The following is a 19,880-nucleotide window of genomic DNA, read 5'->3' as shown; positions in this document are numbered from 1 at the left end:
TCCAGGGCGGAGGCCGACGCCTCGGTCAGGCGGAGAGGCCGGTCGGAGTGGGCCGGGTGGGCCGGGTGAGCCGGTGCGCGCCGGTGTAGACGTTCATCGAGTTGCCGCGCAGGAAGCCGACCAGCGTGAGCCCGGCGTCCGCGGCCAGGTCGGCGGCGAGCGAGGAGGGCGCGGAGACCGCGGCCAGGGCCGGAATACCAGCCATCACCGCCTTCTGCACCAGCTCGAACGAGGCCCGCCCGCTGACCATCAGCACCGTGCCGCGCAGCGGCACCCGGCCGTTGCGCAGCGCCCAGCCGACGACCTTGTCCACCGCGTTGTGCCGGCCCACGTCCTCGCGCAGGCAGTGCAGTTGCCCGTCGGCGGAGAAGAGCGCCGCCGCGTGCAGCCCTCCGGTACGGTCGAAGACCCGCTGCGCGGCCCGCAGGGTCGCCGGCAGCGTGCTGAGCACGTCGGGATCGAGTCGCAGCGGGTCGTCCCGCACCGAGAAGGCCGCGACGGCGCGCACCGCGTCCAGGCTCGCCTTGCCGCAGAGCCCGCAGGACGAGGTGGTGTAGAAGTTGCGTTCCAGCGAGGGGTCCGGCGGTGCGACCCCGGCCGCCAGCACCACGTCCAGCACGTTGTAGGTGTTGACCCCGTCGGCGGTGGCTCCCGCGCAGTAGCGGATGCCGGCGATCTCACCGGCGGCCCGGACCACCCCCTCGCCGACCAGGAAGCCGGCCGCCAGGTCGAAGTCGTCGCCCGGGGTCCGCATGGTCACCACCAGGGAACGCCCGTTCACCCTGGTCTCCAGCGGTTCCTCGGCCGCCAGGGTGTCCATCGGCTCGCTGCGCACGCCGTCGACGATCCGGACCAGCCGGCGCCGACTCGTCACCCGTCCCATTCCGCCTCCTCCGGCGATCCTGCACGATCCCGCCGCCCGGCCCGACCGGGCCACCGCCCCGGGCTTCACTCGTCGCTCCGGCTGTCGTCCCGGGCTACGGCCACCGCCCCGGACCCGTCGCTCCGGCTGTCGTCCCGGGCTACGGTCGGCGCTCCGGCTGCCGTTCCCCGGAGTGGTCACCGCCGCGCGGACCGGTCACAGCCGGTCGGCGCCGAGCGGTGACGGCAGCCGGACCACGGCCAGGCCGGGCTGGCGCATCCAGCGGGTCAGCGCCGCGCCGAACAGGCCCAGCGAACCGGCCACCAGGAACGGCAGCACCGAGTCCGGAGTGGTCACCACCAGCCCGGCGAGCACGATGCCGAGCAGCCCGCCGACCGCCTTCCCGGTGTAGACGATGCCGTAGTTCGGCACCGTGGCGGCATCGCCGAACCAGTCCCGCACCAGGCTGACCAGCAACGAATAGCCGGCACCGGTCCCGGCGCCGGCCAGCACGGCGAACCCGAGCACGGCGGCCGGATGGTTGTCGTTGGCCGCCGCCGCGAGCAGCCCGAACTGCGCGATCCCGCCGACCAGCAGGGAGAGGCCGAGGGTGCCGCGCCGGCCGATCCGGTCGGAGAGCGAGCTGGTCACCGCCCGGCCGATCCCGTTCGAGGCGGCCAGCGCGCCGATCCCGGCCACCAGGGTCAGCGCCGGCAGCCCCTGGGTGTACGCGGCGCCGGCCAGGTACGCGATGTCGAACAGTGCCATCGTCGCGGTGAGTACCACCACCACGAACATCATCGGCAGCATGCCGCTGCGTACCGCCGCACGGGGCGGGTAGGGGCGGGCGGCAGGACGGTTGTGCGGGATGCTGCGGTTGAGCCGCCGGTCGACCGCCCAGCGCTGCGGGTCGATGTGCGCCGGCCACCAGTTGCGGGGCGGCTTGCGCATCAGCACGCCGCAGCCGGCCAGTACGGCGGCCACGGCGAGGCCGGTCCCGGTCAGTACCCCGGACCGGTTGCCGGCGTCCAGGCCGTAGCCGGCGAGCACGACGAACGGGATCGAGCCGTAGCCGAAGGCGGCACCGACCACCGCCACCCGGCCGGCGATCCGCTCCGGGAACCACTCGGTGACGCAGGCGACGCAGGTCATGTAGACCAGTCCGGCACCGAAACCGCCGAGCACCGAGTAGCCGAGCAGCACAGTGCCGAGGTCGACCCGGTGCGCCAGGGTCAGTAGCGCGGTGAGGCAGCAGGCGGCACCGACCAGCATCGGTACGGCCAACCGCCCGCGCAGCCGCTGGTACCACCAGCCGGCCAGCGGTGACGTGGCCGCCTGGCAGACCACCCAGAGGCCGAGTACGCCGAGCGCCTGCCACAGGCTCCAACCGTTCGCCTCGACCAGCGTGGGCAGGGCGGCACCGTAGCCGTACTGGAACAGGCTGATCGCCAGCATCGCGGCCCAGGGCAGCAGCAGCATCCACGCCCGGGACCGGCCCAGCAGGGTGCGGTCGGTCTCGCCGACCCGGTAGTGGCGACCGTAGAGATCGCTGATCTCGCGCACCGCCGCGTCGTTGCCGGAGTCCGTCATCTGGTACCCCCAACTGACCACTGTATACTGTATATGTTGTGCAGTTATTCTCCATTACAATCGGATGGCTGTCCAGGTCGCCGGGACACAGCAGCGAGGAGACGGCATGCACAGACTGGACGGATGCACCTGGCGGGTCGCAGAGTGGCCCCGGCGGGCCGATGTGCGGAACCGACCGGCCAAGGCGCGGCACCGACGGGACGTCGGGCGATGAGCGCGGTCGCCTGGCCGGAGGCCCGGCGGCACGCCCGCGAAGCGGCCCGGCCACTGGCGGAGGTGCAGCGGCGGCTGCCCGACGCGCTGGGCTGCACCCTGGCGATGCCCCTGGTGGCGCTCTCCGCGCTGCCGGCCTACGACTCCGCCGCGATGGACGGGTACGCGGTGGCCGGCACCGGCCCGTGGCAGCTCACCGGACGGGTGCTGGCCGGTGATCCGGGCAGCCCCGAACCACTGGCCCCCGGCGAGGCGGTCGAGATCGGCACCGGTGCCGTGGTGCCGGCCGGAGCCGCCGCCGTGCTCCCGTACGAGCGGGCCACCCGGACCGGCCGGACCGTCGGCGGCCCGATCGAGCCGGGCCGGCACGTACGCCGCCGGGGCGAGGACTGTCCGGCCGGCCGCGAGGTCCTGCCGGCCGGCACGGTCGTCAACCCGGTCGTGCTAGGGCTCGCCGCCAGCCTCGGACACGACACCCTGACCGTGCACCGCAGACCCCGGATCGGCACCGTGGTCACCGGTGCCGAGCTGTGCACCGCCGGCCTTCCGGCAGCCGGACAGGTGCGGGACGCCATCGGGCCGATGCTGCCGGGGCTGCTCCGGGCCGCCGGCGCGGAACCGGCCTGGGAGAGCCGGGTCGCCGACGACGCCTCCGCACTCGTCGCCGCGCTGCTGCGCTCCGACGCCGACGTGCTGGTGGTCTGCGGTGCCACCTCGGTCGGGGCGGCCGACCACCTGCGCCGGGCGCTGGACACCCTCGCCGCCGAAGTGCCGGTACGCGGCGTCGCCTGCCGTCCCGGGCATCCGCAACTGCTCGCCATCCTGCCGGACGGCCGGTACGTCGTCGGCCTGCCCGGCAACCCGTACGCCGCGCTGGTCGCCACGCTGACCCTGCTCTACCCCCTGCTCGGCCGGCTCGCCGGCCGGGCCGAACCGCCGGCCCTGACCACCCGGCTCGCCGCGCCGGTGGCTCCGCACCACCGGGACACCCGGCTGGTCCCGGTGGTCCGGGTCGGGCCGGCGGCGCTTCCGGTCGGGCACGACCGGCCCGGTTCGCTCTGGGGCGCCGCCGGAGCGGACGCGCTCGCGGTCGTGCCGCCGGGGTGGACCGGCGCCGACGTCGAGGTGCTCCCGCTGCCCGCCGCCGGGAACACGCAGCCGATGCCGGGCTAGCGCGACGCGTCCGCGGCGGCCAGGACGCGGGTGCGCGCCCGCAGCGGGCGGCTCCGGCGCCGGATCACCCATTCCGCGACGACCACGTTGATCAGCCAAGCGGCCGTCATGGTGCCGGTCCTGCCCGCCGGGGTCAGCGCACCTACCGAGACGAGCCAGGCCGTCTGGGTGAGGAACTGGGTACCCGCGCCCATCGCGATCGCGTAGCCGCGGATCATCCAGGCCCGGTGGGCGGCGAAGTCGCGGCGCCGGACCGCGCGGAAGCCGAGCACGATCGACACAGTCATGAAGACGCACACCAGCACGCGGACGGCCACCAGTGCCGGACTGTCGACGGCCGCCGGCGGCAGGAAGAGGGTCAGCCACAGGCCGGTCAGCGCGGTGAGCAGACCGGCCACGACCAGCAGCCGCCCGGCGTACCGGTGCCAGCTCCGGTGCCGCCGCCGGAAGCCGGGTGCGAACTGGAAGGCACCGAGAACGCTGAAGACGGTGACGCTGACGATGTGCAGCAGTACGGGTACGGGCGCGGAGCCGATCCGGTCGCTGTCCGGCAGCACCTGCGCGCCGCCGGCGAACTCGATCAGCCGTACGCTGCCGGCGAGCACCGGCACGGCGGCGAGCAGCAGCAGGCCGAGCAGGACGAGCCGGTCTGACCTGGCGGGACGTGTCACGATGTCGATCCCTTCACGCTGCGCGAACCTGGTCTCGTCGTTCGCTGTCAGTCGATGGTCCCGAGATCGGTAACCGGACACATCGGAGCGCGGGCCGGCGCCGCCCCGGTCATTGGTCTGGGTGCGGAGCCGTACTTTGGGCCGGTCCGCCGGCCGGCCGGGGCCCGTACCATCGGGTCGTGCGCGAGCTGTTCCGCTCCGTCTGGACCGAGCCCCGGGCCCCCGACCCACCGGTACGCCACTGGCGGGACTGGGCGCTCGTCGGCGTGGTCGCACCGCTCGTGACGGTCGAGGGACTCTTCCGGCCCGACCTGCCCGCCTCCACCCGCGGCTACGCGCTGACCGTCGCGCTCGCCCTGGTGTGCACGCTGCTGTGGCGCCGGACCAGGCCGCTGGCGATGGTCGCGATCGCCTTCACCGTCAGCGGTGTCGCCCCGCTCCTGCTCGGCCACGAGCCGCAACTGGTCACCGGGGCGTACCTGCTGATCCTGCCGTACGCCCTGTTCCGCTGGGGTTCCGGTCCGGAGATGGTGGCCGGCGCAGCGATCGTGCTCGGCAAGATCTGCCTCTCGGCCGCCCTCGGCGACCTGGCCGGCACGGACCTGGTCGCCGGGTTCGCGGTGATCTGCGCGGCCTTCGCGCTCGCCACCGCGTTCCGCTACCGGGCGCGGCTCTGGGTTCGCGGCCTCGACCAGGCCAAGCTACGGGAACGGGAGCGACTGGCCCGCGACCTGCACGACACCGTGGCCCATCACGTCTCGGCGATGGCGATCCGCGCCCAGGCGGGGATCGCGGTGGCGCAGGTCCGGCCGGAGGCCGCGGTCGACGCGCTCCGGGTGATCGAAGCCGAGGCGACCCGGGCCCTCGCCGAGATGCGGGCGATGGTCCGCGTCCTGCGCCACGCCGAGCCGGTGGAGCTGGCGCCCAGCCCAGGCATCCCGGAGATCGCCGGCCTGGCCAGCCACTCGGCGCCGGGTCCGGTGGTCGACGTGGAGCTGGCCGGTGACCTCGACGGCATCCCGGCGACCGTCGGCACCGCGATCTACCGGCTCGCGCAGGAGTCGGTGACGAACGCGCGCCGGCACGCCCGGCACGCCACCCGGATCGAGGTCCGGGTCGCCGCGGACGCCGGATCGGTGCGTCTGCGGGTCAGCGACGACGGCGATCCCGGCCCGGTCCGGCCCACCGGTCCGAACGCTCCGGGCGGCTTCGGGATCGTCGGCATGACGGAGCGGGCCGGCCTGCTCGGCGGCACCTGCGAGGCCGGTCCGCACCCGGACCGGGGCTGGACGGTGGCGGTGGCGCTGCCGCGTACCGGAACGCCGACCGGAACCGCCGGATAACCCGGGATGGCCATCCGGGTGCTCGTGGCCGACGACCAGGAGATCGTCCGGACCGGGCTGGCGATGATCCTGGACGCCCAGCCCGGGATCGAGGTCGTCGGCGAGGCCGCCGACGGCCGCCGGGCGGTCGAACTCGCCCGGCGGCTGCGCCCGGACGTCTGCCTCTTCGACATCCGGATGCCCGGCACGGACGGCATCGAGGCGACCCGCCAGCTCGCCGGACCCGCCGTCGCCGATCCGCTCGCGGTGGTCGTCATCACCACCTTCGACCTCGACGAGTACGTCTACGCGGCGCTGCGGGCCGGAGCGCGCGGGTTCCTACTCAAGGACTCCGGCACCGCCCTGCTCACCCAGGCCGTGCACGCCGCCGCGGACGGCGCGGCGCTCATCGCACCGAACGTCACCACCCGGCTGTTGCGGGCGTTCGCCGACGCGGGACCCGGCACACCGCCGAGGCAGCCGGTCGACCCGCTGACGGAGCGCGAGGAGGAGGTGCTGGTCGCGGTCGCGGGTGGTCGTACCAACGCCGAGATCTCCCACGAGCTGCACATCAGTCTCAGCACCGTCAAGACGCACGTCACAAGCCTGATGGCGAAGCTCGGCGTCCGTAACCGGGTCGAGATCGCGATGTGGGCGTACGAGACCGACCGGGTCCGGAGGCGGCTGGGCCGGCCGGGATAGCGCTCTGCTCAGCGGCGGGACGGGGCGGCCGGGTCCAGCCAGTCGGCGGCCACCCGCGCCGCGGTCGCCGCCACCAGTTCGGCGGCCCGGTCGAGGCAGGCCGCCGGGTCCGGTTCGAGGTCGGTGAGCGGGTAGGCCGCCCGGATACCGGCGTCCCGGAGCCTGCCGGGGCCGACGTCGACCTGGCCGGCGACCGCCACGACCGGTACGCCGGCCCGCGCCGCCGCGCCGGCCACCCCGACCGGCGCCTTCCCGCGCAGGCTCTGCGCGTCCAGCGAGCCCTCACCCGTGACCACCAGGTCCGCGCCGGCCACCGCCTCGGCGAAGCCGAGCAGGTCGAGCAGGTACGCGATGCCGGGCCGGAACCGCGCCCCGAGGAAACCGAGCGCGGCGAAGCCCACCCCACCGGCCGCACCCGCACCCGGCCAACCGTGCAGCGGCCCCACCCTCGCGGCCGGTGCAGGCGGCAGGTCGGGCGCTGTGACCGGGCCTGGCAGCAGGTCCGGCACCGGCAGTAGCTCCGCCTCGCGGACGGCCGCCTCCGCCAGCCCCGCCCAGCGGCGGAGTCCCGCCTCCAGCACGGCGACGTCGTCCGCGCCGGCGCCCTTCTGCGGGCCGTAGACGGCGGCGGCGCCGGTCGGGCCGAGCAGCGGGTTGTCCACGTCCCCGGCGACCACGAACCGGGTACGCCGGACCGCCGGATGCAGCCCGGTCACGTCCACCCGGTGCAGGTGGCGCAGGGCCGCACCGCCCGGCGGCAACTCGGCGCCCCGCCCGTCGAGCAGCCGCACCCCCAGCGCGCCGAGCAGCCCGGCCCCGCCGTCGGTACTCGCGCTGCCGCCCAGTCCGAGCACCAGCTCGGCACAGCCGTACTCCAGGGCGGCCCGGATCACCTGACCGGCGCCGCGACTGCTCGCGTGCCGGGGATCGGGTGCTCCGTCCGGCAGCCGGCGCAGCCCGCAGGCGTCGGCCAACTCGACCACCGCCACGCCGTCGGCGTACCCGAAGGCGGTCCGGACCGGGGCGCCGGTCGGGCCGGCGACGGAGACCGGGATCCGGCGGAAGCCGGCCGACACCGCCGCGTCGAGGGTGCCGTCGCCGCCGTCGGCGACCGGGAAGCCGCGTACCTCGATCCCGGGCACGGCCCGGCGCAGCCCGGCGGTCAGCTGGTGCACGACCTCGGCGGCGGTCAGCGAGCCCTTGAACTTGTCCGGTGCCAGCAGGACGTGCCCCATCGACGCGGCGGCGCTCAGCCGGCCGACCGGCGGCCGGAGAGCTGCTCGACCAGCTTGAGCAGGGCGCTGTGGTCCAGTCCGCCGTCGCCCTGGGCCCGGAGTGCGGCGAGAAGCTGGGCGACCGCCGCGCCGAGCGGGATCACCACCCCGGCCTCCCGGGCCGCCGAGGTGACGATGCCCATGTCCTTGTGGTGCAGGTCGATCCGGAAGCCGGGCTGGAACTCCCGGGCCAGCATCCCGGCCGCCTTGCGGTCCAGGATCCGGTTGCCGGCCAGGCCACCGGCCAGCACCCGGACGGCCGCCTCGGTGTCCACCCCGTACGCCTCCAGGAAGACGATCGCCTCGGCGACCAGCTCGATGGTGCCGGCCACGACGAGCTGGTTGGCCGCCTTCACGGTCTGTCCGGCGCCGGCCGGGCCGACGTGCACGACCGTCGCGCCGAGCACCTCCAGCAGGGGCAGCGCCGCCGCGAAGTCCGCCGGCTCGCCGCCGACCATTATGGAGAGGTTTCCCTCGACCGCACCCGCCTCGCCGCCGCTCACCGGTGCGTCCAGCACCCGCACCGAGCGGATCCGGCCCGCCTCGCCGACCTGCCGGGCGGTGGTCGGCGAGATGCTGCTCATGTCGACGTAGAGCTGGCCGGGGCGGGCGTGCGCCAGGATGCCGTCGTCGCCGAGCGCGACCGCCTCGACGTCGGCCGAGTCCCGGACCATCGTGATCACGACGTCGACCTGCCGCACCAGTTCGCCGATGCTGTCGGCGACCTTGCCGCCGGCCTGTTCCAGGGCGGTGTTGCGGTCCGGGCTGACGTCGTGGCCGACGACGTCGTGGCCGGCCCTGACCAGGTTGACGGCCATCGGGCCGCCCATGATGCCGAGGCCGATGAAACCGATGCTTGTCATCTCAGCGCACTCCTTCGTCGGTCCGGTCCGCACCGCTGCCCCGGCGGTGCCGGGGCAGCCACCCGAAGCTCTCCGCGCTCGGCCCGTCCGGCAGGTACTCCAGGCCGACCCAGCCGTGGTAGCCGGCCCGTTCGAGCTGGTGCAGAAGATCGTCGAGGTCGAGTTCGCCGGTGCCGGGCTGGTGCCGGCCGGGCGCGTCGGCGATCTGCACGTGGCCGATCCGGTCGGCGTGCTCGGCGAGTACCTTCGGCACGTCGTCGCCGTTTACGGTGAGGTGGTAGAGGTCGGCGAGCAGGGCCACGTTGCGGACGTCACGTTCGACGAGCAGCTGGTCGAGTACGGCGACCGCGTCGGCGGCGGTGCGCAGCGGGTAGGGCTGCGGGCCGCTGACCGGCTCGACGAGTACGGTGCCGCCGATCCGGGCCAGCGTGGCGGCGGCGAAGGCGAGGTTGGCCACCGCCGTCTCCTCCTGGACGGTCGGGTGCAGGTCGGCGGTCCGGTTCCCGTAGAGGGCGTTGAACGACCGGCAGCCGGTGGCGGTGCCGATCATCGCGACCAGTTCGACGTTCTCCCGGAACTCGGCGGTGCGGGCCGGCCAGGAGAGGACGCCCCGGTCGCCGCCCGGCATGTCCCCGGCGAAGAGGTTCAGCCCGACGAGTCGCACGTCGGCGTCGTGCACGGCGGCGAGGAACGCCTCCACCTCGCGGGCCGGGGGCACCGCCTCGGCGAACGGCCACCAGAACTCGACGGCGGCGAAGCCGGCCGCCTTCGCCGCCGCCGGCCGGTCCAGCAGGGGCAGCTCGGTGAAGAGGATCGAGCAGTTCACGTCGTAGCGGAGCTGGTGTCCGGGCACGGGCCCTCCCTGGCGGCTCGGCGACACTGCTATTACCTACAGAATTCTGTATGCAGTATGGAACGCAAGTCAAGGCACCTACGGACCGTGGCCCCGCGCTCGGCGAGCGCGGGGCCACGACAGGCTGGAACAGGTGGATCAGAGCAGTTGGACGGCGGCCAGGGCCAGCGGGTCGAGTGCGTCCGGTTCGGACTCGGCCCGGGTCAGCAGCTCGGCCCGCATCCGGGGATCCCAGAACGCCTGGATGTGCTCGGCGATCGCCGCCGCCGCCTGCTCCGGCGCCTGGTGCCGGAACTGCACGGCGATCTCGTTGGCGAGCCTGACCTGTGGCGACATCGGCTCAGTCCGCCATCGCCGGAAGCTGTTGCCGGGCCGTGGCCGCCTCGACCGGTGCCGGCGGATTCTTCAACCCCACCTGCACCGCCGTGACCTTGTATTCCGGACAGTTGGTCGCCCAGTCCGAGTTCTCCGTGGTGACCACGTTCGCCCCGGTCACCGGATGGTGGAAGGTGGTGTAGACGACCCCGACCGGCATCCGGTCGGAGAGCACCGCGCGCAGCGAGGTGGCACCGACCCGGCTGGCCAGGGTGACCTCGTCACCGTCGTTGATGCCCCGGACCTCCGCGTCGTGCGGATGGATCTCGAGTACGTCCTCCGGGTGCCACGCCACGTTCCCGGTCCGCCGGGTCTGCGCCCCCACGTTGTACTGGCTGAGGATCCGCCCGGTGGTCAGGATCAGCGGGAACTTGCGGGTACTCCGCTCCCGGGTGGGCACGAACGGCGTCTGCACGAACCGGCCCCGCCCCCGGACGAAGCCGTCCATGTGCATGATCGGGGTGCCCTCGGGCGCGGCGTCGTTGCAGGGCCACTGCACGCTGCCGAGCTTGTCGAGCTTGTCGAACGACACCCCGGCGAAGGTCGGGGTGAGCGCCGCGATCTCGTCCATGATCTCGCTCGGGTGGTCGTACCGCATCGGGTAGCCCATCGCCTGGGCGATCTCGGCGACGATCTGCCACTCGTGCTTGCCGGTCTTCGGCGCCATCACCGGACGTACCCGGTTGATCCGGCGCTCGGCGTTGGTGAAGGTGCCGTCCTTCTCCAGGAAGGAGGTGCCGGGCAGGAAGACGTGCGCGAACTTCGCCGTCTCGTTGAGGAAGAGGTCCTGCACCACGACCAGCTCCATCGCCTTCAGCGCGGCGGTGACGTGCTTGGTGTTCGGGTCGGACTGCGCGATGTCCTCGCCCTGCACGAAGAGCGCCCGGAAGCTGCCCTCGATCGCCGCGTCGAACATGTTCGGGATCCGCAGCCCCGGCTCGGGCAGCAGGGCGCTCCCCCACATGTTCTCGAAGACGCCCCGGACGACGTCGTCGGAGACGTGCCGGTAGCCGGGCAACTCGTGCGGGAACGAGCCCATGTCGCAGGAACCCTGCACGTTGTTCTGCCCGCGCAGCGGGTTGACCCCGACGCCGTCCCGGCCGATGTTGCCGGTCGCCATCGCCAGGTTGGCCATCCCCATCACCATTGTCGAGCCCTGGCTGTGCTCGGTGACGCCGAGGCCGTAGTAGGTCGCCGCGTTGCCGCCGGTGGCGTAGAGCCGGGCCGCCGCGCGGAGTTCCTCGGCCGGAACGCCGGTCAGTTCCTCGACCGCCTCCGGGCTGTTCTCCGGCCGGGCGATGAACTCGGCCCAGCCGTCGAAGTCCTCGCAGCGCTCCTCGACGAAGGAGCGGTCGACCAGCCCTTCGGTCAGCACCACGTGTGCCATCGCGTTCACCACCGCCACGTTGGTGCCGGGGGCGAGCTGGAGGTGGTGCGCGGCCTCGATGTGCGGGGAGCGGACCAAATCGATCCGGCGCGGGTCGACCACGATCAGCTTGGCGCCCTCGCGTAGCCGTCGCTTCATCCGGGAGGCGAAGACCGGGTGCCCGTCGGTCGGGTTCGCCCCGATCACCATGATCACGTCGGACTGTGCCACCGAGCGGAAGTCCTGGGTACCGGCGGAGGTGCCGAAGGTCTGCTTCAGGCCGTACCCGGTCGGCGAGTGGCAGACCCGGGCACAGGTGTCCACGTTGTTGTTGCCGAACGCCGCCCGGATCATCTTCTGCACCACGTAGACCTCCTCGTTCGTGGTGCGCGAGGAGGTGATGCCGCCGATCGCCCCGACCCCGTGCCGGGCCTGGATGTCCTTCAGCTTGGCGGCGGTGTGGGAGATCGCCGTCGCCCAGTCGACCGGGCGCCACTCGTCGGTGATGCTCTCCCGGACCATCGGGGTGAGCACCCGGTCCGGATGGCTGGCATAGCCGAACGCGAACCGGCCCTTGACGCAGGAGTGCCCCTCGTTGGCCCCGCCGTCCTTGTAGGGCACCATCCGGACCAGCTCGGCACCCCGCAGCTCCGCCTTGAAGGAGCAGCCCACGCCGCAGTAGGCGCAGGTGGTGACGACACTGCGGGTCGGCATGCCGAGCTGCACCACGGACTTCTCCTGGAGCGTGGCCGTCGGGCAGGCCTGCACGCAGGCGCCGCAGGAGACGCACTCGGAACTCATGAAGTCGGTGCCACCGGCCGACACCTTGGAGCCGAAACCGCGCCCCTCGATGGTCAGCGCGAACGTCCCCTGCACCTCACCGCAGGCCCGGACACAACGGGAGCAGGCGATGCACTTGGACGCCTCGAAGTCGAAGTACGGGTTGCTGGAGTCGGTCTTCTCGTCGAGATGGTTGGCGCCGTCGTAGCCGTACCGGACCTGGCGCAGCCCGACCACTCCGGACATGTCCTGCAACTCGCAGTCGCCGTTCGCCGAGCAGGTCAGGCAGTCCAGCGGGTGATCGGAGATGTACAGCTCCATCACGCCCTGGCGCAGCTTTTCCAGCTTCGGCGACTGGGTGGTCACCCGCATCCCGTCGGCGACCGGGGTGGTGCAGGAGGCCGGGCTGCCCCGCCGGCCGTCGATCTCGACCAGACAGAGCCGGCAGGAGCCGAACGCCTCCAGGCTGTCGGTGGCGCAGAGCTTCGGGATGTCGATCCCGCTCAGTGCCGCCGCCCGCATCACCGAGGTGCCCTCGGGCACGGCGACGGGGTGCCCGTCCACCTCGACGGTGACGGTTGCCGGACCGGGCCGGGCCGGGGTGCCGAGGTCGGGTTCCTTCAACAGGCTCATGACGCCGCTCCGCTACGCTCGCTCATGGTCTGGCCTCCTCGTGTCGGCCGGCGGACTTCTCCCCCCTGGCGGTGAAGTCGTCCGGGAAGTGCAGCAGTGCGCTGCGTACCGGCATCGGTGTCAGGCCGCCCATCGCGCAGAGCGACCCCTCGGTCATCAGCTCGCAGAGATCACCCAGCAGGGCCAGGTTGCCGTCCGGGTCCTGGCCGGCGGTGATCTTGTCGATCACCTCGACGCCCCGGACCGCGCCGACCCGGCAGGGGGTGCACTTACCGCAGGACTCCTCGGCGCAGAACTCCATCGCGAATCTCGCCATCGCCGCCATGTCGACGCTGTCGTCGAAGACCACGATGCCACCGTGCCCGAGCATCGCGCCAGCCGAGGCGAAGGCTTCGTACTCCATCGGCAGGTCCAGCCCGGACGCCGGCAGGTACGCCCCGAGCGGGCCGCCGACCTGCACCGCCCGGACCGGCCGCCCGGACCGGGTGCCCCCGCCGTAGGTGTGCACGAGTTCGCCGAGCGTCATGCCGAAGGCGGTCTCGAAGACACCGCCCCGGGCCACGTTGCCGGCCAACTGGAACACCTGGGTGCCCCGGGACCGCTCCACCCCGAGCGCCTGGTACGCCGCCGCGCCGTCGGCGAGGATTGTCGGCACCGAGGCCAGGGTCAGCACGTTGTTCACCACGGTCGGCCTGCCGAACAGGCCGGTGATCGCCGGGATCGGCGGCTTGGCCCGGACCATGCCGCGCTTGCCCTCCAGGCTCTCCAGCATCGCGGTCTCCTCGCCGCAGATGTAGGCGCCCGCGCCGACCCGGACGTGCAGGTCGAAGTGGAGCCCGGCGCCGAGCACGTCGGTGCCGAGCCAGCCCTGCGCCCGGGCGATGCCGATGGCCTGGCGCATCGTCCGCACCGCGTCCGGATACTCGGACCGGATGTAGACGTAGCCCTCGGTGGCGCCGACCGCGTACCCGGCGATGACCATGCCCTCGATCAGGGTGAACGGGTCGCCCTCCATCAGCATCCGGTCGGCGAAGGTGCCGCTGTCGCCCTCGTCGGCGTTGCAGCAGACGAACTTCAGCTCGCCGGGGGTGTCCAGCACGGTCTGCCACTTGACGCCGGCCGGGAAGCCGGCACCGCCCCGGCCGCGCAGCCCGGACCCGGTGACCTCGGCGACCACCTCGGCCGGGGTCAGCGTCAGGGCGCGGCGCAGCCCGGCGAGGCCGCCGTGTTCGAGGTAGTCGTCCGGGGAGAGCGGGTCGGTGACGCCGACCCGGGCGAAGCAGAGCCGGGTCTGGTCGCGCAGCCAGGGCAGCTCGGCGACGACGCCGTGGCACGTCTCGTGGTCGGCTCCGTCGAGCAGGCCGGCGGCGACGAGGTCGGCGACCTCCTCCGGCGCGACCGGACCGTAGCCGATCCGGCCGCGCGCCGTGACCACCTCGACCAGCGGCTCCAGCCAGAGCATGCCGTGCGAGCCGTTCCGGACCACCCGGACCGGCCGGCCCGCCTCGGCGGCGGCCCGCTCGATCTCGGCGGCGACCAGGTCCGCGCCGACCGAGAGCGCGGCCGAGTCGCGGGGTACGTAGACGACCGTCACCGGCCCGGTGCCCGAACCGCCGCCGCCGCCGCTCACGCGTCCGCCGCCGTGGTCAGCAGGGCGTCCACCGCCGTCGGCGCTCACGCGTCCACCGCCGTGGTCAGCAGGGCGTCCAGCCGGGCCGGGGTGAGCCGCCCGTGCACCCGGTCGTCGATCTGGCCGGCCGGGCCGAGCGCGCAGTTGCCCAGGCAGAACACCTGCTCCAGGGTGACCGAACCGTCCGATGTGGTCTGTCCGATCTTGACGCCCAGGGTCCGCTCCGCATACTCGACGAGCCGTTCGGCGCCGACCGACTGGCAGGCCTCGGCCCGGCAGAGTCGCAGCACCGTCCGGCCGGCCGGTTCGGCCCGGAAGTCGGTGTAGAAGGTCACCACGCCGTGCACGTCGGCGCGGGAGATGTTCAGCTCGTTGGCCAGCACCGGCACGACGCCGGGGTCGACATAGCCGAACTCGGCCTGGATCCGGTGCAGGATCGGCAACAGCGCACCCCGGTCACCGCGGTGTGCGGCGACCATGGCACGCACCCGATCCGTCACCGAGGGGTCCGGACTGGCCACGGCGATCCACCTCCACTCGGGCTGGCTGGACCTCCACCATACGTCGCTCTGGATACCGTATGCAATATCGCTTGCCGAGCGGCCCCGACAGACGGAGGACCAGTTGATCAATATCCAGTATCGCCTGCGGGAAGGCGTTCCAACAGGTGCGCGCCACCGACGGACAGCGGTACCGGCGAACCGGCCGCACCTGGCGGCACGGCCGTGCTGCGCCGCCCGCGGTCAGTTGATCGCGGGACTGCGCCGCTCCAGCAGCACCACGTCGCGCCACTTGCCGTAGTGCCGGCCGACCCGCTCGCGTACGCCGACGACCCGGAAGCCGGCCCGCTCGTGCAGGGTGAGGCTGGCGGCGTTCTCCGGGAACACCCCGGACTGGATGGTCCAGATCCCGGCGGCCTCGGTCGAGGCGATCAACGCGTCCAGCAGCGCCCGCGCCACTCCCCTGCCCCGGGCCGCCGGGTGGACGTAGACGGAGTGCTCGACCACTCCGGCGTAGACGGCCCGGGCGGAGACCGGGCTGACCGCCGCCCAACCGAGCACCGTGCCGCCGTCGTCCACCGCGACCAGCCGGTGCGCGCCGAGCCGACCGGCGTCGAAGGCCGGCCAGGTCGGCGCGGTGGTCTCGAAGCTGGCCTGCCCGGTGTCCAGCCCGGCCTGGTAGATCGCCAGCACGGCGGTGGCGTCGCCCGACTCCATCTCCCGGATCCGCATCGTCATCTCCCGAATCGCATCGTCGTCGGCGTCAGTCGGTGAAGTGCGGATTCCCGGCGGTCAGCCGGAGGGTGAAGGCACCCGGGCTCCGGTTGACAGCCACGTGGTTGCAGGACTGGTAGGTGATCCACATGCCGAGGCCGCCGGCAGCGCCGTCGGCCGCCGGCAGCAACCCGGCGAAGGGATCGGCCGGGCCGCCACCCGCGTCGCTGACCGCGACGACGATGCGGTCCGCGCCGACCCAGAGCCGGAACCGGACCGGCGGGCGACCGTGCCGCAGGGCGTTGGTCACCGTCTCGCTCACCGCGACGACCAGGTCCTCGACCTCCTCCGTGCCCAGCAGGCCGGCGTCGGCCGCGTAGACCGCCTGGCGGGCCCGGTTCGGCGACGGATCGACGAGTTCGACCACCGGGGGCGTCCGCTGGAGCGGGTCGGGCACCGGCGGGCGCGGCTCGGTCAGGTACGCCTTCGGCTCGGTGTACGCCTCGCTCGGCCGGCGGCCCTCCGCCGTCACCACCCGTGGATGGGTACGCAGCACGTCGTCGAGCACCGCCGCCGGGGTCACCCGGATGTCGTACGCACACATGCTCCAGAGCGGAAAGCCGTCGTACGCGTGGTTGATCGCCGACTCGTAGCGGGCCCACCAGTCCCAGGTCGGACCGAGGGCGGCCAGCGGAACCTCGCCGATGATCCGGATCTGCCGGGCGCCTCCGGCGACGTATCCGGCCAGCATCCGCTGGTAGGCGCGGATCGCCGCGGCCGGGCGGGCGTACAGGTCGCCACCGGGCAGGAAGGTGACGCCGGAGTCGGCCGGCAGCCCGGACCGGACCAGGCCGGCCGTCCGCTCCCCCAGCGACACCACGGTCGGCTCCCCGGCCGCGACACCACCGAGCAGGAACGGCAGCACGACGGCGAGCAGCTCCCCGTCGGAACGGTACGGCACCGCCTCGTGGAAGTAGCCCTCGTGGCCGGCCGCGGCTCCGGTCCTCATCGGGCCGCCTCCACCCGGATCCCGGGCAGCCCGATCAGCTCGACGATCCGCGCGGCGGCGCCCCACGGGGTACGCAGCACGGCGGTGGCGTCCCGGCCGCCGGCGTAGTCGCGCAGCCGGGTCAGGCAGTGGTGGTCGATGAACCGCAGGTCGCTGGCGCGCATCACCAGCTCACCGCGGACCGGGCTGAGGTCGGCGTGCTCCAGTGCCGTGCCGAACATCTCCTCGTTGAACGTGTCGAGCTCGCCGGCCAGCGCGGCCGCGCCGTCGGCGGGCGGGCAGGCGTAGAGCCGGAACAGGACGTCGGGGACGTTGCTCACCGGGTGCAGGCAGGCCAGCTCGGCGACGATCCGGTCACCCAGCTCGGCGCGCCGGTAGCCGCACATCCCGGAGAGCGGATGGAGCCGCATGTACCGGTCGATCCCGTGCTCGTAACGGGCGAACGACGCGACCTGCGCCGGAGTACGCACCAGCGGCGTCACGTCCGCCGCGACCCGCAACCCCCGGTAGCCGGCGGCCAGGGCCTCCTCGGTCGCGGCCGTGAACCGCCGCACCTGGGCCACCGGGTCGACGACGCCGTCCCGGTAGGCCGCGTCGAGGCCGACCACCTGGGCGGCGCCCCGGCGCAGCGCGTCGGAGAAGCCGGCCAGCCCGGCCAGCCGTTCGGCGGCCTCTCCCGGCTGCCCCGGCACCGCATACCAGACCCGCTCACCGGCGGCGAGGCCCTCGGCGAGGAAGCGCCCGGCCCGGCCCTCGAATTCCGCCGGGTCGTCGTAGGCCCAGCAGACATGGCCGTACGGCGCGGCCGTACGCGGGTTCATCATGCTGGCGCCCACGTCTCCAGAGTCTAGGCCGCACAGGCCCGCCGGTCATCCGCCGGGTGACCGGCCCGTCGCCCTCCGGCCCCGCCCCGACCTGGTCCTGCGGCGGTCGGCGGGTTTGTCGGCACGACGCCGGGGTAGCCGCCTTCCTCCTAGCAGCGTCGCCGGTCGGAAGGGGCGTGCGATGAGCGGTCCGGATCAAGCCGTGGGAAGTCAGCCGTGGTTGCACCAGCACGACGGGCGGATCCAGGATTTCGGCACCGTCCGGCAGTTTCCCCTCGGGCTCTCCTCGGACGCCCGGATGTACTCCTGTCAGCGGCTCAACCAGGTCCTCGCGGACACCCAGATCCTGTACGCCCTCTACAAGAAGCACCACTGGCTGATGCGCGGGCCGACCTTCTACCAGCTCCACCTGCTGCTCGACAAGCACGCCGGTGAGCAGCTGGCGCTCGTCGACATGCTCGCCGAGCGGGTGCAGACCCTCGGCGGGGTGGCGGTGGGCGACCCCCGGCACGTCGCCGAGATCACCCGGATCCCCCGCCCACCGGACGGCGCCGAGCAGGTACCGGTGATGCTCTCCCGGCTGCTCGACGCGCACGAGACGATCCTGATCGACGTACGCGACGCCGCCGGCCGGGTGGCCGAGGCGGGCGACGACGGCAGCAACGACCTGCTGGTGTCGAACGTGCTGCGCACCGGCGAGTTGCAGGCGTGGTTCCTCGCCGAGCACCTGGTCGAGATGCCGCTGGCCCGGAGCTGACCGAGGCGCCCGGAGCTGACCGACGCGCCCGTGGCCGGGTCAGCTCCGGTAGACCGCCAGCTCGGCGAGCTGGCCGCCGGGCCAGCCGGTGTTGCCGGTGAACTCCAACCGGACGTACCGGGCCGGGGTGGCCGGAAAGGTGACGGTGACCGTGTTGCCGCCGGCCGGGTCGAACAGCCGACCGGCGGACGCGGAGAGGGTGCCGAACGAGCTGCCGTCGGTGCTGCCGCGCACCGCCAGGGTCTGGGTGCGGGCGCCCCAGGCGGGTGACGGCGGAAGTCTCAGCACCAGCCGGCCGACCGTCGCGGCGGCGCCGAGGTCGACCTGTACCCACTGCGGGAAGACGTGGTTCGGGCTCTCCCAGTAGCTGTCCGGGTTGCCGTCGACGACGTTGCCGGAGCCGTAGTGCTGGACGTGCCCGCTCTCGGCGGTCGGCCGGCCGCGCGCCAGGTCGGGGTTGGGCTGGGGGTTTCCGCTGACCGGTGGCGTCGGGCGGACCGGGGTCAGCGGAAGCTGGCCCTTGAGCATCCGGCCGCCGTCGGCGGTGATCCGGAGGTAGTAGTCGGCCGAGCAGGGGGTGCCGTCCTCGTCCAGCGCCCGGATGCCGGCCCCGGCCGGGGTGGTCGCCTGGGTCTCGCTGGTCTTGGCGATCTGGTTGCCCTCGTTGAACTCGTCGAACATCGAGACGTAGAGGCCCTGGGCGCCGAGCCGGACCATGTTGTAGAGGTGCCGCCAGTAGAAGTCGCCGTGCCGGCGGTGCCCGGCGGAGAGGTCGCCGGGCATCACGCAGGGCTGGTAGTCGACGCCCCGGGCGGCGCAGTCGGCCTGGTCGGGCTGGTTGACGTTGATGTAGAACCAGTCGAGCCCGTCGAGGGTGCCGGTGCGGCCGACCATCCACGGCGAGATCATGTCGAACGCGCGGTAGACCTCGGCGAACCCCGGCCGGGAGTCGTTGATCCCCTCCCGCCAGTACGTCGGCACGCCGCCGATCACGTAACAGCCCTGTGCCCTGAACCAGTTGACGACGTCCAGGCAGGGTGCCGGTGGGAAGGGTCGGCCCGGATCGTCGAAGCCGAAGCCCCAGACGCAGACGACCGGCTTGCCGTTCTGCCGGGCGTACGCCGGGGAGGCGGTGTGCGCGGACATCTTCGTCGACCAGTCGGTCCTGATCTCGCTGGCGAAGTTCGTCCAGCCCGTGACGTCGTACATGATGTAGTACCTGCGGTCGAAGCGTTCGGCCGCGGCGCGGACCTTGGCCGCCATGGCGTCCCGGGTCGGCCCCTCGTCGCCCGTCGGGTTGAAGCGTTGCAGCGCCGCGGTGTCGCAGTGGTAGTCCCGCATCCACCGGAAGTGCGTGTCGACGGTCTGCTGGTCGTAGGAGGAGAAGAGCTGCGCCGGGGCACCGTTGCCGAGGTTCGGGTACGCCGTGGGATAGCCCCGGTCCAGCTCGCGCAGGTCCGGCCAGGAGACGATCGTGGTGTTGGCCGGCGACGGTGGTTGGAACCGGTCCCGGCTCCAGTGCCACCAGCCGCCGATCGGCGCACCGTCGCCGGGGCAGGCGAACCAGCCCTGGTAGCCGACCGAGATCTTGCCGACCACGTCGCCGGGTGGGCTCGCCGCCCGGGCCGGAGCGGCCAGCGCGGCGAGCAGTTCGGCGGTGGAGGCGGCGGCCAGGGCTCCGCCGGCCGCTGCGGACATCAGGATTCGTCGGCGTGGCACTGCCATGGCGGGCCGCTCCTCGGGGGAAGGGATGCGGGTCGATGCCTCAG

Annotated in this window: 18 protein-coding genes; 4 read left to right on the top strand and 14 right to left on the bottom strand. The window is 73.3% G+C overall.

Annotation, left to right across the window (positions count from 1 at the left end):
• Window positions 1-25 precede the first annotated feature (25 nt).
• Together fdhD and ACN28A_RS28000 are read right to left on the bottom strand one after the other, a co-directional pair.
• Window positions 26-883 carry a formate dehydrogenase accessory sulfurtransferase FdhD gene (gene fdhD, locus ACN28A_RS28005; RefSeq protein ID WP_421399945.1) on the bottom strand — a complete coding sequence of 286 codons (858 nt, stop codon included), beginning with the start codon at window positions 881-883 and terminating at the stop codon, window positions 26-28.
• Window positions 884-1,078: 195 nt separating this feature from the next.
• The gene (locus ACN28A_RS28000) at window positions 1,079-2,473 is read right to left on the bottom strand and encodes an OFA family MFS transporter (RefSeq protein ID WP_421399942.1); all 1,395 of its coding nucleotides are present in this window, start codon (window positions 2,471-2,473) and stop codon (window positions 1,079-1,081) included.
• A 189-nt stretch (window positions 2,474-2,662) separates the two neighbouring features.
• Here ACN28A_RS28000 and ACN28A_RS27995 point away from each other — a divergent pair, with 189 nt between their 5' ends.
• On the top strand, window positions 2,663-3,838 hold the full coding sequence (locus tag ACN28A_RS27995; protein ID WP_421399939.1) for a molybdopterin molybdotransferase MoeA: 1,176 nt from the start codon (window positions 2,663-2,665) through the stop codon (window positions 3,836-3,838).
• Here ACN28A_RS27995 and ACN28A_RS27990 read toward each other — a convergent pair.
• Entirely contained in the window at window positions 3,835-4,509 is a 675-nt protein-coding gene (locus tag ACN28A_RS27990) for a DUF2306 domain-containing protein (protein ID WP_421399937.1), read from the bottom strand. The two genes, ACN28A_RS27995 and ACN28A_RS27990, sit on opposite strands and share 4 nt — an antisense overlap.
• Window positions 4,510-4,688: 179 nt before the next feature.
• On the opposite strand from ACN28A_RS27990, the gene ACN28A_RS27985 reads away from it, so the two are divergent.
• Both ACN28A_RS27985 and ACN28A_RS27980 read left to right on the top strand, forming a co-directional pair.
• Window positions 4,689-5,852, top strand: a complete 1,164-nt coding sequence (locus ACN28A_RS27985) for a sensor histidine kinase (protein WP_421399934.1) — start codon at window positions 4,689-4,691, stop codon at window positions 5,850-5,852.
• A 6-nt stretch (window positions 5,853-5,858) separates the two neighbouring features.
• Window positions 5,859-6,533, top strand: a complete 675-nt coding sequence (locus ACN28A_RS27980) for a response regulator (protein ID WP_421399932.1) — start codon at window positions 5,859-5,861, stop codon at window positions 6,531-6,533.
• A gap of 8 nt (window positions 6,534-6,541) precedes the next feature.
• Here ACN28A_RS27980 and ACN28A_RS27975 read toward each other — a convergent pair whose 3' ends face one another.
• The 10 genes from ACN28A_RS27975 to ACN28A_RS27930 all read right to left on the bottom strand — a co-directional run bounded on the left by ACN28A_RS27975 (window position 6,542) and on the right by ACN28A_RS27930 (window position 17,366).
• Complete coding sequence (locus ACN28A_RS27975) at window positions 6,542-7,768, bottom strand: glycerate kinase (RefSeq protein WP_421399930.1); 1,227 nt, start codon at window positions 7,766-7,768, stop codon at window positions 6,542-6,544.
• A gap of 14 nt (window positions 7,769-7,782) precedes the next feature.
• Window positions 7,783-8,670: a 2-hydroxy-3-oxopropionate reductase gene (locus ACN28A_RS27970; RefSeq protein WP_421399927.1), complete on the bottom strand. Its 888-nt coding sequence runs from the start codon at window positions 8,668-8,670 to the stop codon at window positions 7,783-7,785.
• Between the two features lies 1 nt (window position 8,671).
• Window positions 8,672-9,523 (bottom strand): hydroxypyruvate isomerase family protein, encoded by an 852-nt coding sequence (locus tag ACN28A_RS27965; protein ID WP_421399924.1) that lies wholly within the window; start codon window positions 9,521-9,523, stop codon window positions 8,672-8,674.
• A gap of 138 nt (window positions 9,524-9,661) precedes the next feature.
• Entirely contained in the window at window positions 9,662-9,859 is a 198-nt protein-coding gene (locus ACN28A_RS27960; RefSeq protein WP_421399921.1) for a formate dehydrogenase subunit delta, read from the bottom strand.
• 4 nt (window positions 9,860-9,863) lie between these two features.
• Entirely contained in the window at window positions 9,864-12,677 is a 2,814-nt protein-coding gene (gene fdhF, locus ACN28A_RS27955) for a formate dehydrogenase subunit alpha (RefSeq protein ID WP_421399919.1), read from the bottom strand.
• Window positions 12,678-12,699: 22 nt separating this feature from the next.
• Window positions 12,700-14,307, bottom strand: coding sequence for a formate dehydrogenase beta subunit (locus ACN28A_RS27950; RefSeq protein WP_421399917.1), 1,608 nt, complete (start codon window positions 14,305-14,307; stop codon window positions 12,700-12,702).
• Between the two features lie 44 nt (window positions 14,308-14,351).
• On the bottom strand, window positions 14,352-14,828 hold the full coding sequence (locus ACN28A_RS27945; protein ID WP_421399914.1) for a formate dehydrogenase subunit gamma: 477 nt from the start codon (window positions 14,826-14,828) through the stop codon (window positions 14,352-14,354).
• Window positions 14,829-15,050: 222 nt separating this feature from the next.
• A complete protein-coding gene (locus ACN28A_RS27940; protein WP_421399912.1) occupies window positions 15,051-15,545 on the bottom strand; it encodes a GNAT family N-acetyltransferase in 495 nt (164 codons plus the stop codon).
• A gap of 25 nt (window positions 15,546-15,570) precedes the next feature.
• Complete coding sequence (locus tag ACN28A_RS27935; protein WP_421399910.1) at window positions 15,571-16,530, bottom strand: anti-sigma factor RsbA family regulatory protein; 960 nt, start codon at window positions 16,528-16,530, stop codon at window positions 15,571-15,573.
• Window positions 16,527-17,366 (bottom strand): MEDS domain-containing protein, encoded by an 840-nt coding sequence (locus tag ACN28A_RS27930; RefSeq protein ID WP_421399907.1) that lies wholly within the window; start codon window positions 17,364-17,366, stop codon window positions 16,527-16,529. The genes ACN28A_RS27935 and ACN28A_RS27930 overlap by 4 nt, the downstream gene beginning before the upstream one ends.
• 190 nt (window positions 17,367-17,556) lie before the next feature.
• On the opposite strand from ACN28A_RS27930, the gene ACN28A_RS27925 reads away from it, so the two are divergent.
• On the top strand, window positions 17,557-18,111 hold the full coding sequence (locus tag ACN28A_RS27925) for a Dps family protein (protein ID WP_421399905.1): 555 nt from the start codon (window positions 17,557-17,559) through the stop codon (window positions 18,109-18,111).
• A gap of 39 nt (window positions 18,112-18,150) precedes the next feature.
• Here ACN28A_RS27925 and ACN28A_RS27920 read toward each other — a convergent pair whose 3' ends face one another.
• Complete coding sequence (locus tag ACN28A_RS27920; protein ID WP_421399902.1) at window positions 18,151-19,836, bottom strand: discoidin domain-containing protein; 1,686 nt, start codon at window positions 19,834-19,836, stop codon at window positions 18,151-18,153.
• Between the last annotated feature and the right edge of the window lie 44 nt (window positions 19,837-19,880).

The organism is Plantactinospora sp. WMMB782 (genome assembly GCF_049179135.1).
Taxonomy (GTDB): Bacteria; Actinomycetota; Actinomycetes; order Mycobacteriales; family Micromonosporaceae; genus Plantactinospora.
This window is presented reverse-complemented; position numbering and strand designations above follow the sequence as displayed.

Excerpts from the sequence above, each read along its gene's own strand:
- fdhD (WP_421399945.1), bottom strand. The coding sequence starts at position 883 with ATGGGACGGGTGACGAGTCGGCGCCGGCTGGTCCGGATCGTCGACGGC.
- ACN28A_RS27980 (WP_421399932.1), top strand. The coding sequence starts at position 5,859 with ATGGCCATCCGGGTGCTCGTGGCCGACGACCAGGAGATCGTCCGGACC.
- ACN28A_RS27995 (WP_421399939.1), top strand. The coding sequence starts at position 2,663 with ATGAGCGCGGTCGCCTGGCCGGAGGCCCGGCGGCACGCCCGCGAAGCG.
- ACN28A_RS27920 (WP_421399902.1), bottom strand. The coding sequence starts at position 19,836 with ATGGCAGTGCCACGCCGACGAATCCTGATGTCCGCAGCGGCCGGCGGA.
- fdhF (WP_421399919.1), bottom strand. The coding sequence starts at position 12,677 with ATGAGCCTGTTGAAGGAACCCGACCTCGGCACCCCGGCCCGGCCCGGT.
- ACN28A_RS27975 (WP_421399930.1), bottom strand. The coding sequence starts at position 7,768 with ATGGGGCACGTCCTGCTGGCACCGGACAAGTTCAAGGGCTCGCTGACC.
- ACN28A_RS27935 (WP_421399910.1), bottom strand. The coding sequence starts at position 16,530 with ATGAGGACCGGAGCCGCGGCCGGCCACGAGGGCTACTTCCACGAGGCG.
- ACN28A_RS27970 (WP_421399927.1), bottom strand. The coding sequence starts at position 8,670 with ATGACAAGCATCGGTTTCATCGGCCTCGGCATCATGGGCGGCCCGATG.
- ACN28A_RS27960 (WP_421399921.1), bottom strand. The coding sequence starts at position 9,859 with ATGTCGCCACAGGTCAGGCTCGCCAACGAGATCGCCGTGCAGTTCCGG.
- ACN28A_RS27940 (WP_421399912.1), bottom strand. The coding sequence starts at position 15,545 with ATGACGATGCGGATCCGGGAGATGGAGTCGGGCGACGCCACCGCCGTG.